Genomic DNA, 12118 nt, shown 5'->3' with positions numbered 1-12118 from the left:
ATCATGTAATTGTCCGTTACGAGGGGAAGCGCCCGTTACAACGCTAACAACTGGAGGCCCTCGCCGAAACACCTGAGCGCGGGTTTCTTGTGCATGATGGCATCACGACATCAGTACCCGAACAGGAGTCAACCATGCGCCCCGCAATCCGTATCGCTTCCGCTGCCGCCGTGTCACTGGCCTTGCTGGCCGCCGGACCGGCGTCGGCGCATGACCGCTATCGCCATGGCGGCGGCTCGCAGGCCGGGGTGGCGCTGGCCGTTGGCGCGCTGGTCGGCCTGGCATTCGGTGCGGCGGTCGCGTCCGCGCCGGTCGTGGCCGCGCCGGTCGCCTATGCCCCCGCACCCGTCGCCTACGCGCCGGCACCGGTCGCCTATGCGCCGCCGGCCCGCTATGCCGCGCCGGCCGTGCCCCCGGGCTATTGCTATCGCGGCGACGTTGGCGACTACGTGCCGTGCGCCCCGCAAGCCCGCGGCTACTATGAGGCGCCGGTGAGCTACGGCTACTGACGTCACGCGATCGCGAAGCCCGTATCGAAGGTCGTGCGTGCATCGAGCCGCTGCCTGAGCAGGCCGGCCTTCAGGTAGAAATCGGCGGTGCGCTGCTGCTCGGCAATCAGTGCATCGTCGATCTTCTGCCACTGCGTGTGCCGGCGTTCGAACTGCAGGCGCGCGGCCTCCGGCGAAATACCGATGATGCGCGCCAGCGTCGCCGAGAATTCCGGCACATGCTGATAGGACCATGCCTGCGCGCGCACCACGCGTTGCAGGAAATCGGCCAGCACGGCGCGACGGGCCGCCAGGGCGGCGTCGGTGGCGGCAAGGTAGCTCAGGCCCGACCAGAGCCCGCGCCCGCTGACTAGCACGCGCGCATGCCCGCTGGTCTCCGCCATGGCGGTATAGGGTTCCCAGGTGGCCCAGGCATCGACGGAACCGCTGGTCAGCGCGAGCTTGGCATCGGCTGGCGGCAGGAAGCGGATGCTGGCGTCTTCCGGCCGCAGCCCGGCGGATTCCAGCGCCTTGAGCGCGACGAAATGGCCGATCGAGCCACGGTTGGTGCCAATGCTCTTGCCCTTCAGGTCCGCCGCGCTTTTGAGCGGCGAACCGGGGCGCACCAGGATGGCCGTGCCATACGGGTCGGAGCGGTTGGCGCCGATCAGGCGGATGCGCGTGCCGGCGGCCAGCGCGAAGATTGCCGGCGCATCGCCGATCGGGCCGCAGTCCACCGCGCCCGCATTGAGCGCTTCCGCCAGCGGCGCGGCGGCAGGGAACTCGGTCCACTGGATCTCGTAGGACAGTCCGCGCAGCGCATCGGCGGATTCGAGCAGCGCGCGCAGGCCGCCTTTCTGGTCGCCGGCCTTCAGCAAAGGGCGGCCCTGGGCGCGGGCCGAGCCGGCGCCGTCGAATGCGGCAATGCGCAGGGTGGCGATGGCGGCGGTGGCGGCCGTGCCGTAGCGAAGCAATTGTCGTCGGGATGCAGTCATCGGTCTTGCGTGCCTTGAGGATCATCGGGCTGGAGCCAGCCCGTTCAGCACGCAACCGTAACCCGATCGCGCCTCTGCGCTAACGAATATCTGCGCGCTTCCTTATGCGGACGGTGTCCCGGCCGCGAGGCCCGTTGCGCTGTCCCGTACCGGCGCCCTCAGGCGCTGAAGCCGCCGTCGATATTCAGGTTCGCCCCCGTGACGAAGCCTGCTTCCGGGCTGGCAACGTAAGCCACCATGCCCGCGATCTCGTCCGGGTCGGCGTGACGCTGCAATGCCATCAGGCCATGCAGCGCGCCGGCGAAGTCGGTGTGCTCGGGGTTCATGTCGGTATTGGTCGGGCCGGGCTGCACGTTGTTCACGGTGATGCCCCGGGGGCCAAGATCACGCGCCATGCCCTGCACCAGGCCCTTCAGCGCGGCCTTGCTCATGGCATACGCGCTGCCCCCGGCGAACGGCATCCGGTCCGCATTGGTGCTGCCGATATTGATGATGCGGCCGCCTTCGCCCATGTGGGGCAGGGCTGCCCTGGCCGCCACGAACACCGCGCGCACGTTCACGGCGAGCGTCTTGTCGAAGTCCTCCAGGGAGAAGCCTTCGACCGGCCCCAGCAGCAGCACGCCGGCGTTGTTGACCAGGATATCGATCTTGCCGAAGTGGCTTGCCGCATCGTCGATCGCGCGCGACAGCGAGGCCGCGTCCGCTGCATCCGCATGGAAGGCCTTCGCGCGTCCGCCGGCCGCCTGGACCGATTCGGCCAGCGCTTGCACGCCAGCGCCCGAGCTTTGGTAGGTGAAGGCCACGGCCGCGCCTTCGCGCGCCAGGCGGCGCACGACTGCGGCGCCAATGCCGCGTGCGCCGCCGGTAACGAATGCAACCTTGCCGGAAAGTGGGGTGCTCATGATGTTCGCTCCTGAAACGATGAAGGGGTTGGTGCAGCGAAGTATGGGCGGCGCATTCCCTTACCGGTAGGCGTGAATGTGGATCATGTTTTTCAACTACTGGTATAAGCTGGTTGGCATGGAAGCCCTCAACCTGCTTGAATCGTTTGTCCAGAGTGCGGAGACCGGCAGTTTTTCGGCTGCGGCCCGTCGGCTGGGGCTCACACCGGCCGCCGTCAGCAAGAACGTGGCGCGGCTGGAGCGGCACCTCGGACTGCGCCTGTTCCACCGCAGCACGCGGCGGCTGACGCTGACCACCGGCGGCGAGCAGTTCTTCACGCAGGTGTCCGACCCCTACTCGGCGCTGCGCGATGCGTTTGCCGGCGCGGCAGAGGACGCCGGCAAGCCCGCTGGCGTGCTCAAGGTCAGCATGGCGCTGGCGTTCGGGCGCGAGTACCTGGTGCCGCTGCTCGGAGAATTCCTGGCGCTGTATCCCGCCATCGTGCCGGACTGGCACTTCGAGAACCGGCCGACCGACCTGATCCGCGACGGCTTCGATGCCGCCATTGGCGGCGGCATCGAGCTGACCGAGGGCGTGGTCGCGCGGGAACTGGCGAATACCCACGTGGTGGCGGTGGCATCGCCGGCGTACATGAAGGGGCGCGTGCTGCCGCGGCATCCGTCCGACCTGGCCGGGTTCGATGGCATCGTGCGGCGCTCGGGCGCCACCGGGCGGCTGCGCGCATGGACCTTGCGCAACCAGCTCGGCGAACAGGCGCCAGCCGGTCACCGCGCGCGGCTGATCTTCGATGATCCGGAGGCCATGGCCCACGCGGCGATGCATGGGCTGGGCATTGCGCTGCTGCCCATGCCGCACGCCGCGCCGCGTCTGGAAAGCGGCGCGCTGATGCGGCTGCTGCCCGGCTGGTATGCCGACAATGGGCCGATCTCGCTCTACTACCCGAGCCGCACGCTGCTGCCGCCCCGCACGCGGGTGTTCATCGAGTTCGTGGTGGACGCATTTCGCACCAAGGGCCTGGCGAGGCGCTTCGACGGGCGCTGAACGAAGACAGGCAGCGCGCACGCGCGTGCTACAGTCGCCGCGGAATGTTGCGAGCCTGAGCGTGCCCGAATGAAGACCCTGCTGATCGTCTACCACACCATGACCGGCGGCACCGGACAGATGGCCCGGGCCGCTGCGGATGCCGCCAGCCGGCAGGCGGGCGTCACGGTCGTCCTGCGGCGAGCCACCGATGCAGGACCGGACGATGTGCTGGCCGCCGACGGCTACCTGTTCGCGACGCCCGAGAACCTGGCCGCGATGTCCGGCCTGATGAAGGATTTCTTCGACCGCTGCTACTACGCCGCGCTCGACCGCATCAACGGCCGGCCTTACGCGGCCATGATCTGCGCGGGCAGCGACGGACAGAATGCCTTGCGCCAGCTTGAGCGCATCGCGACCGGCTGGCGCCTGAAAAGCGTGGCGCCGGGTTTGATCGTCTGCACGCATGCACAGACGCCCGAGCGCATCCTCGCGCCCAAGGCGATCGACGCCGACGCGCTGGAGCGCTGCGCCGAGATGGGCACCGGCCTGGCGGCCGGTCTTGCGCTAGGGGTCTTCTGAGCGCCGGAGCGCGAGCCTGTTCGCGCGTTGCGATGGAGTAAGCTGGCGCAACTTTCACCCCCGGAGGCAACCATGCAGCTGTACGCGCACCCGTTTTCCTCGTACTGCCAGAAGGTCCTGATCGCGCTGTACGAGAACGACATTCCGTTCGAATGGCGCATGCTGTCGCCGGACCACGCCGACGTACTGGCCGAGCACGCCAGGCTCTGGCCGCTGCAGCGCATGCCCTTGCTGGTCGATGGCGGGCGCAGCGTGATGGAGTCGAGCATCATCATCGAATACCTCGACACCCATCATCGCGGTCCCGTGCGCTGGATTCCGCAGGATCCGGACGCCGCGCTCGACGTCCGCATGATGGACCGCTTCTTCGACCACTACGTGATGACGCCGATGCAGCGCATCGTGCTCGACTACATCCGCGCGCCGGCGCAGCGCAGTGCCGTGACGGTGGCCGATGCCAGGAAGCTGCTCGACTCCGCCTACACGTGGCTGGACAAGACACTCGATGGACGCGAATGGGCCGCGGCCGGCGCGTTCAGTCTGGCCGATTGCGCTGCGGCGCCGTCACTGTTCTATGCCGACTGGGTCCATCCGATCGACCCCGCACTGGCCAATGTGCGCGCCTACCGCAGCCGCTTGCTGGCACGCCCCGCATTTGCCCGCGCGGTGGACGAGGCGCGGCCTTACCGCAAGCTGTTTCCGCCGGGCGCGCCCGACCGGGACTGACGCGTGTCCGGATTGAAAGGCCCGCAATCGGCTTGACCACGCCGCGCGTCACGGTTGCGCAAAGCGGTCCGTGGCGCGGAGCAGCTGGTCCAGGATGCCGGGCTCGGTCCACGCATGCCCGGCGCCCTCGATCAGGTGGAAGTCGGCGTCCGGCCAGGCCTGATGCAGGGCAAAGGCATAGCGCGCGGGGCAGGGCATGTCGTAGCGCCCATGCACGATCACGCCGGGGATGCCCGCCAGGCGGTGCGCGTCGCGCAACAACTGGCCATCGTCCAGCCACGCGCGGTGCGTGAAGTAGTGGTTCTCGAGCCGCGCGAAGGCCAGCGCGAAATGCGCGTCGTCATGCTTGGCGCTGTTGCCGGAATCGGGCAGCAGCGTGATGGTCTCGCCTTCCCAGACGCTCCACGCGCGTGCCGCTTCCAGTTGCTTTTCCCGGTCGTCGCCGGTCAGCAGCTTGCGATAGGCCGTCATCATATTGCCGCGCTCCGCGCCGGGGACCGGGGCCTGGAAGCGCGCCCACTTTTCCGGAAACATCTCGGACACGCCAAACTGGTAGTACCAGTCCAGCTCGGCCTGCGACACGGTATAGACGCCGCGCAGCACCAGCTCGCTCACATGTTGCGGATGCTTCTGCGCGTAGGCGAGAGCCAACGTGGAACCCCAGGACCCGCCGAACACGAGCCAGCGCTCGACGCCCGCGAGTTCGCGCAGGCGTTCGATATCGTCGACGAGATGCCATGTGGTATTCGCTTCGAGTCCCGCATGCGGCGTTGAGCGGCCACATCCGCGCTGGTCGAACAGCAGGACATCGTAGCGGGCGGGGTCGAACAGCCGGCGATGGTCGGCGCTGATGCCGCCCCCGGGGCCCCCGTGCAGGAACACAGCAGGCTTGGCCCCGGGCGTGCCGACGCGCTCGTAGTAGATGACATGGCCGTCGCCGACGTCGAGCGTGCCAGTGGCATAGGGTTCGATGGGAGGATAAAGCGTGCGCAGGCTCGACATGATTGGACTCCGTATGCGTAGTGGCAGAGTGTAGCGCTGGACGGGGAAGCGCCAGCGCCAGCGGCGTCGAGCGTTCGAAGCGCGCCGTCGAGGGTCGGTGCCGGCCACGCACAACCAGCGCAGCAACAACCACCCGGCGCTTAGTGCATCGGGAGATTAAAAAAATGCCGATGAACCCTTGACACCCTGCACGTCACCCGTTGTACAATCCGGCCTCCTCTCAACGAGGAAGCGTTGTTCCCCGATAGCTCAGTCGGTAGAGCGCCGGACTGTTAATCCGTAGGTCCCTGGTTCGAGCCCAGGTCGGGGAGCCAAGCAACGCGGGAGTAGCTCAGTTGGTAGAGCGCAACCTTGCCAAGGTTGAGGTCGCGAGTTCGAGACTCGTCTCCCGCTCCAGTGCCCAGCACCGGACGTCGCCCATGTGGCTCAGTGGTAGAGCACTCCCTTGGTAAGGGAGAGGTCGGCAGTTCGATCCTGCCCATGGGCACCACTCCGTTTTTCCGCCCTCTCGCTTCGCACGCCGCGTCGCCCTCTTTTCGGCCTTCTGCCGGATTCCCGTTTTCTTCCCCTGATTTTTCTCTAACGCTTCGGTGAAGTTGCCGACTGTGCCGGCGCGCATTTCCAGAGCGAGCGGGCCGGTATTGGTTATTGGTTATTGGTTATTGGTTATTGGTGTGGTTGCGCGACAGCTCGATCGGGTCGATGCGGCAGGCTGGAATCCTGCTTCCTGTACGACGCCACCGCACCAAGCTACGCGAGCGGCAGGGGCGGTTTATCATCGGGCTTTAAGCGCTGCCGCTATGCGGCGCCGCCCGTCGCCAGGAGATTACGTGTCCGATCTGTCCGCATTCCCCATCACCCGCAAATGGCCAGCGCAGCATCCTGACCGCATCCAGCTCTATTCGCTGCCCACGCCGAACGGCGTGAAAGTGTCGACCATGCTGGAGGAAAGCGGGCTGCCCTACGAGCCGCACCTGGTGCGCTTCGACCACAACGACCAGTTGTCGCCGGAGTTTCTTTCGCTCAATCCCAACAACAAGATTCCGGCCATCATCGATCCCGACGGGCCGGGCGGCAAGCCGTTGCCGTTGTGGGAATCGGGCGCCATCCTGCTGTACCTGGCCGACAAGTCCGGCAAGCTCATGCCAGCCGATGCCGCCGGCCGGTACGAGACCATCCAGTGGGTGATGTTCCAGATGGGCGGCATCGGCCCGATGTTCGGCCAGGTAGGCTTCTTCAACCGCTTTGCCGGCAAGGATTACGAGGACAAGCGCCCGCGCGACCGCTACGTGGCCGAAAGCCGCCGATTGCTCAACGTGCTGAACCAGCGGCTGGCCGACCGGCCCTGGATCATGGGCCAGGACTACACCATTGCCGATATCGCCACCTTCCCATGGGTGCGCAACCTACTCGGTTTCTACGAGGCCGGCGACCTGGTCGGCATCGCGGATTTTCCGCACGTGACGCGCGCGCTCGAAGCCTTCGTGGCCCGCCCGGCCGTGATCAAGGGACTCGATACGCCGCATCGCGGTTGATGGCGCAGCCGATGCACGCGCTGCGGCCGCGCGCGTGTCGGGCAATCTCCTACAGCGCGCTTCGCCCGCACTGACAGAGATGGTCCTGGTGCGCACCTATAGTCAAGGCAAGGCCTGCTTTGTCCGGAGGTGCCATCATGCCGCAGCCGCGCCACCCCGTCTTGCATTCACGTGCGAGCGCCATTGCGGCGCTGGCGCTTGCCGTGGGCCTGGCCGGCTGCGGTGAATCGGCGAAGCTGCCTTCGGAAGCCGGCTTCGGTCCCACGCCGCAATTGCCGGCACCGGACAAGGCCCTGATTCCGACCATCCATATCGCACCGCCGAAAGGCTGGGCCGATGGCGCCAGGCCGACGGCCGCCGAAGGCCTGTCCGTGGTGGCCTTCGCCGGCAAGCTCGACCACCCGCGCTGGGTCTACGTGCTGCCCAACGGCGACGTGCTGGTCGCCGAAACCAACGCACCGCCCAAGCCCGACGACTACAAGGGCATTCGCGGCTGGATCATGAAGAAGGTTCAGGCACGCGCGGGCGCGGGCACGCCAAGCGCCAACCGCATCACGCTGCTGCGCGACACCAACGGCGACGGCGTGGCCGACGTGCGTACGGTGTTCCTGAAGGACCTGCACTCGCCCTTCGGCATGGTGCTGGTGGGCAACGACTTCTACGTGGCCGATACCGATGCCGTGCTGCGCTTTCCGTACCAGCCGGGGCAGACCAGCATCACGGCGCCCGGGCAGAAGTTGCTGGACCTGCCCGACGGTCCGATCAACCATCACTGGACCAAGAACATCATTGCCAGCCCTGATGGCAGCAAGCTGTATGTGACCGTGGGTTCGAACAGCAACGCGGGCGAGAATGGCATCGACAAGGAAGCGGGACGCGCGGCCATCTGGGAGGTCGACCGCGCGAGCGGGCAGCACCGCGTGTTCGCGAGCGGCCTGCGCAATCCCAATGGCATGGCATGGGAGCCGACGACCGGCGCGCTCTGGACCTCGGTCAACGAGCGCGACGAGATCGGCAGCGACCTGGTGCCGGACTACATCACCTCGGTCCGCGACGGTGGCTTCTATGGCTGGCCCTACAGCTACTACGGCCAGCATGTCGATGCGCGCGTCAAGCCCGAGGCGCCGGACATGGTCGCCAAGGCCATCGTGCCGGACTACGCGGTAGGCGCCCACACGGCGTCGCTGGGCATGACCGCGGCGACTGGCAGCAGCCTGCCGGCGCGGTTCCAGCACGGCATGTTCGTGAGCCAGCACGGCTCGTGGAACCGCAAGCCGCTCGCCGGCTACAAGGTGATCTTCGTACCGTTCGACAACGGCCGTCCCAACGGCGCGCCGTTCGACGTGCTGAGCGGCTTCCTCGACGCGAGCGGCGATGCTCAGGGCCGCCCGGTCGGTGTCGCCATCGACAAGCGCGGCGGCCTGCTGGTTGCGGACGATGTCGGCAACACCGTGTGGCGCGTGAGTGGAGCGCACTGACACTCCTTTCGGAAGCGCCATCGCCGCCGCTGTGGCCATCCCGCATGGGATGGCTTGCAAGCCCGGACTGGCCACCGCGCCCGTGGTGACTATACTTCGCTTGTCTGGCGACGACGCGCCCGGAGGGCACGCGTCGCCTGAACGGGCGGCAGTCCAGCGCCCCGCAGCGATTTTTCGCCAAGGGAGGGTGCAATGGATCACACGGGGGAGAGTTTCCGTGATTTCGAGCTGGCCGGCTGGGAAGATCCCGGCGTGGTCAGCCGCTACCACGAGCAGCTCACGGTCGTCACCACGCAATCGGTCGACGCATTGCTGGACAGTGCCCAGGTCGCCGGCGGGCAGCGCGTGCTGGACGTCGCCAGCGGCGCGGGCTACGTGGCGGCGGCGGCGGCGCGTCGCGGCGCCGACACGGTCGGCATTGATTTCTCGGCCGCCCAGGTGGAGCTGGCGCGCCAGACCCATCCGGGCCTGCATTTCGAGCAGGCCGATGCCCAGGACCTGCCGTTCGATGGCGGCAGCTTCGATGCCGTGGTCAATGGCTTCGGCATGTGCCACCTGACCGATCCCGACCAGGCCCTGCGCGAAGCCTTTCGCGTGCTGCGTCCCGGCGGGCGCATCGGCTTCACGGTGTGGGATACGCCGGAGCGCGCCATCGGCTTCGGCGCGGTGTACGCTGCGATCCGGGCCTATGGTTCGATGGACGTGGGCCTGCCGGCCGGTCCCAACTTCTTCCAGTTCAGCGATCCGTCGCAATGCATCGGTGCCTTGCAGGCCGCCGGCTTTACGGGCGCGGCGTGCCGCCAGGTGCCGCAGCAGTGGCGCTTCTCCACGCCGGACCAGCTTTTTGACGCCCTGGCGCAAGGCACGGTGCGCGCCGCGGCCACTTTGCGCGCGCAAAGCCCGAAGGCGCGCGACGAGATCCGCGCCGTGCTGCGCGGCACGGTGGCCACTTACATGAAAGGCAATGACTTTGTCGTGCCCATGCCAGCGGTGCTTGCCTGGGCGGTCAAGCCTGTGCAGGCCGGTGCGTAGCCCTTAGCGCGATCCCATACCGATGGTTGGCCTGCGGCCAACACCGCAAACGGCGCCTGTTGGCGCCGTTCGTTCTTTCGACTCAGGAAAGTGGCGCAATGCAGGCCGCGCGGGCGGTCCGGTGCGTGGCATGGTCATTGCGGATTGAGCGTCGAGCGCGGTCTCCGTGCTCGATGGCCCAACCGGAGCGATGGCTCCCCCCCTGGAGAACCGTGATGACGACCCCTTCCGAAGCCCGAGGCGAGCCGCCGGGCGCCCGTACCGTACTGCGCCGGGCAAGGCGCGCCATGATCCTGCTGCGCGTGCTGGGGCTTTGCGCCAACAGCGTGGCGCTGGCACAGGGCACGTTGCCCACGCCATCGGCCGTCACGCCGGAACAGAAGTTTCCGCAGGGGTATCTGGAGTCCGTGGCCACCGGCTACGACAACGGACAGGCCTTGCATCCGGTCGAAGGCATGTCGCCGGCGCGTCCGGCGCGCGCCGCCATGACGCGCGTCGAGGTGCCCGCGGCGGCGCCATCGCCATTGCCGATCGGTCAGGCGCGCGCGATGCCGGCGGCCATGCCTGCGCCTGCCTTGCCAACAAGGTAAGCGGCGCCCGGGACGCGCTGGGAGCATGGTAAGGTTGGCCACGCCGCGGAGCGGCGCATCCCCTTCCAACTGTCCGGCCCGCTTCGCTTCGCATGGATATCGAACTTGCCCGCACTTTCCTCCAGGTGGTAAGGACCGGCAGCCTGCTTGCGGCCGCCGACAAGCTGCACGTGACGCAGACCGCCGTCACGGCGCGCATCAAGAGCCTGGAATCGCAACTCAACAGCAGGCTGTTCGACCGCAACAAGGCCGGTGCCAGGCTGACCGCCGATGGCCAGCGCTTCCTGGGCTATGCCAGCCAGCTCGTGCAGACGTGGGAAGCGGCGTGCCGTGACCTGCCGCTGCCGGCCGGGCTGGGCAGCATGCTGACGTTCGGCGCGGAGATCAGCCTGGGCAATCCGCTGGTGCTGCTGTGGGCCACGCGCCTGCGGGAGCAGATGCCCGACCATGCGGTGCGCGCCGAAGTGGGCGATGGCATGGAACTGCAGCGCAAGCTGCAGTCGGGCACGCTGGACGCCGCGCTGGTCTACCAGCCCGAGTACGCCGCCGGCATGCACGTGGAACAGCTGATGGAGGAAAAGCTGATTTTGATCCGTTCCACGCAGCGCGCCGGATCCTATGTGTATGTCGACTGGGGGCCGGAATTCCGCCGGCAGCACGACAGCGCGCTGCCCGGCTACGCCAGGTCGTCGCTGTACTTCAACCTCGGTCCGCTGGCGCTGCAGTACATCCTGCAGGTCGGCGGCAGCGGGTACTTCCGGACGCGCGTCGTGCAGAGCTACCTGGACAACGGCTTGCTCGAACGCGTGGAGGACGCGTCGGAATTCTCGTACCCGGTGTTCCTGGTCCACGCCGAATCAGCGGGATACCAGGCCCTGGATGACGCGGTCCGGATCCTCCACGATATCGTGCGTGAAGAATCGGACTGGTCGCAGCGCTGGGATTTTCCTCTGTCTTGAAAGCGGCCGGAGCGCTCAGGCGCGCACCGGTGCCAGGCGTAGAGCAGGGTGTGCGGCCGGCAGGATGCGCATCCGGCGCATCCGGCGGATACGTCGGCCACCACCCCGGCGCCCGTCTGTCGCCGCGCCGAGCCCGGCGTAGCGGCCATGCTGCTGGGCGCGTTCGAATACCGGTTCCGGCACGGCCATCCCGATCAGGTAGGTCACGGTTGCGCCAAGCGCCATCAGGGCGAGTGCCCCGGCAATCCACAAAGCCACTTCCATTTCCCGCTCCAGGTCGATGTTTTGTATGCATTCAGTATCGGCGTCGGCGACTGGATTGAGTAATGAAAGTTATCTCCGTTTCATATCAATAAGGTTGCATTGAATGCGCTGTTGTCTCATGGGCACGCGGCGCTGAACAAAAGGCGGGAACCCGGCGGTGCTCTCCGTGCGCTATGACCGGCGCGTGGTGATTGGCCTGTCCTCAGGCCTGGAACCGGCCTTCCCACCCGCGGCGGTGCAGGGCCTGGAGCATGCGCGGCCTGCCGATCTTGCCGATGCGCAGATCAGTCCTTCCGGCCTGGGCATCCATTTCCCGCGGCTCGATGCCGACCTGTACTTGCCGGCCCTGCTTGAGGGATTTCTTGGCTCGCGGCGGTGGATGGCGGCGGAAATGGGCCGGCGCGGCGGCGCCAGTGCCAGCGCCGAAAAGGCGGCCGCCGCCCGGCGCAATGGCCGGTTGGGCGGCCGTCCGCGCAAGGTGGCCGCGCAAGCCTAGCGGTCTTCGGCATCGGTCCGCGCCAGCGCCCCGGCGCTCGAAAAATCA

Annotated in this window: 14 protein-coding genes and 3 tRNA genes; 13 read left to right on the top strand and 4 right to left on the bottom strand. The window is 67.4% G+C overall.

Going from position 1 to position 12118, the window contains the following annotated elements; translation table 11 throughout:
• Nucleotides 1-134: 134 nt before the first annotated feature.
• The gene (locus AC3FKG_RS23130) at nt 135-509 is read left to right on the top strand and encodes a mechanosensitive ion channel protein MscS (RefSeq protein ID WP_488744233.1); all 375 of its coding nucleotides are present in this window, start codon (nt 135-137) and stop codon (nt 507-509) included.
• Between the two features lie 2 nt (nt 510-511).
• On the opposite strand, the gene AC3FKG_RS23125 is transcribed toward AC3FKG_RS23130, so the two are convergent.
• Nucleotides 512-1483, bottom strand: coding sequence for an ABC transporter substrate-binding protein (locus AC3FKG_RS23125; protein WP_488744232.1), 972 nt, complete (start codon nt 1481-1483; stop codon nt 512-514).
• A gap of 158 nt (nt 1484-1641) precedes the next feature.
• The gene (locus tag AC3FKG_RS23120) at nt 1642-2385 is read right to left on the bottom strand and encodes an SDR family oxidoreductase (RefSeq protein WP_488744231.1); all 744 of its coding nucleotides are present in this window, start codon (nt 2383-2385) and stop codon (nt 1642-1644) included.
• 118 nt (nt 2386-2503) lie between these two features.
• On the opposite strand from AC3FKG_RS23120, the gene AC3FKG_RS23115 reads away from it, so the two are divergent.
• The 3 genes from AC3FKG_RS23115 (at nt 2504) to AC3FKG_RS23105 (ending at nt 4714) form a co-directional block, all read left to right on the top strand.
• Nucleotides 2504-3427 carry a LysR family transcriptional regulator gene (locus AC3FKG_RS23115; RefSeq protein ID WP_483714397.1) on the top strand — a complete coding sequence of 308 codons (924 nt, stop codon included), beginning with the start codon at nt 2504-2506 and terminating at the stop codon, nt 3425-3427.
• Between the two features lie 69 nt (nt 3428-3496).
• Nucleotides 3497-3988: a flavodoxin family protein gene (locus AC3FKG_RS23110; protein ID WP_488744230.1), complete on the top strand. Its 492-nt coding sequence runs from the start codon at nt 3497-3499 to the stop codon at nt 3986-3988.
• A 72-nt stretch (nt 3989-4060) separates the two neighbouring features.
• Nucleotides 4061-4714, top strand: a complete 654-nt coding sequence (locus AC3FKG_RS23105; RefSeq protein WP_488744229.1) for a glutathione S-transferase family protein — start codon at nt 4061-4063, stop codon at nt 4712-4714.
• A gap of 48 nt (nt 4715-4762) precedes the next feature.
• Here the strand turns inward: AC3FKG_RS23105 and pip are convergent, their stop codons facing one another.
• Complete coding sequence (pip, locus tag AC3FKG_RS23100) at nt 4763-5716, bottom strand: prolyl aminopeptidase (RefSeq protein ID WP_488744228.1); 954 nt, start codon at nt 5714-5716, stop codon at nt 4763-4765.
• 238 nt (nt 5717-5954) lie between these two features.
• Between pip and AC3FKG_RS23095 the strand changes: the two genes are divergently transcribed.
• The 8 genes from AC3FKG_RS23095 (at nt 5955) to AC3FKG_RS23060 (ending at nt 11310) form a co-directional block, all read left to right on the top strand.
• Nucleotides 5955-6030: transfer RNA gene (locus AC3FKG_RS23095), tRNA-Asn, on the top strand.
• Between the two features lie 6 nt (nt 6031-6036).
• Nucleotides 6037-6112, top strand: a tRNA-Gly gene (locus AC3FKG_RS23090).
• A gap of 19 nt (nt 6113-6131) precedes the next feature.
• Nucleotides 6132-6206: transfer RNA gene (locus tag AC3FKG_RS23085), tRNA-Thr, on the top strand.
• Nucleotides 6207-6546: 340 nt separating this feature from the next.
• Nucleotides 6547-7251 (top strand): glutathione S-transferase N-terminal domain-containing protein, encoded by a 705-nt coding sequence (locus AC3FKG_RS23080; protein ID WP_483712278.1) that lies wholly within the window; start codon nt 6547-6549, stop codon nt 7249-7251.
• A gap of 137 nt (nt 7252-7388) precedes the next feature.
• Nucleotides 7389-8729 carry a PQQ-dependent sugar dehydrogenase gene (locus AC3FKG_RS23075; RefSeq protein ID WP_488744227.1) on the top strand — a complete coding sequence of 447 codons (1341 nt, stop codon included), beginning with the start codon at nt 7389-7391 and terminating at the stop codon, nt 8727-8729.
• Between the two features lie 192 nt (nt 8730-8921).
• On the top strand, nt 8922-9761 hold the full coding sequence (locus AC3FKG_RS23070; protein ID WP_488744226.1) for a class I SAM-dependent methyltransferase: 840 nt from the start codon (nt 8922-8924) through the stop codon (nt 9759-9761).
• Between the two features lie 215 nt (nt 9762-9976).
• Entirely contained in the window at nt 9977-10351 is a 375-nt protein-coding gene (locus AC3FKG_RS23065; protein WP_483712275.1) for a hypothetical protein, read from the top strand.
• A 92-nt stretch (nt 10352-10443) separates the two neighbouring features.
• Nucleotides 10444-11310 (top strand): LysR family transcriptional regulator, encoded by an 867-nt coding sequence (locus AC3FKG_RS23060; protein WP_488744225.1) that lies wholly within the window; start codon nt 10444-10446, stop codon nt 11308-11310.
• A 15-nt stretch (nt 11311-11325) separates the two neighbouring features.
• On the opposite strand, the gene AC3FKG_RS23055 is transcribed toward AC3FKG_RS23060, so the two are convergent.
• Nucleotides 11326-11574 (bottom strand): hypothetical protein, encoded by a 249-nt coding sequence (locus AC3FKG_RS23055; RefSeq protein ID WP_488744224.1) that lies wholly within the window; start codon nt 11572-11574, stop codon nt 11326-11328.
• A gap of 157 nt (nt 11575-11731) precedes the next feature.
• Here AC3FKG_RS23055 and AC3FKG_RS23050 point away from each other — a divergent pair, with 157 nt between their 5' ends.
• Entirely contained in the window at nt 11732-12070 is a 339-nt protein-coding gene (locus AC3FKG_RS23050) for a DUF2442 domain-containing protein (RefSeq protein ID WP_483712272.1), read from the top strand.
• The last annotated feature ends 48 nt before the right edge of the window (nt 12071-12118 follow it).

This window comes from Cupriavidus sp. 22TCCZM04-2 (genome assembly GCF_057798895.1).
The sequence above is the reverse complement of the archived record's forward strand: the minus strand, read 5'-3'. Positions and strand labels throughout refer to the sequence as shown.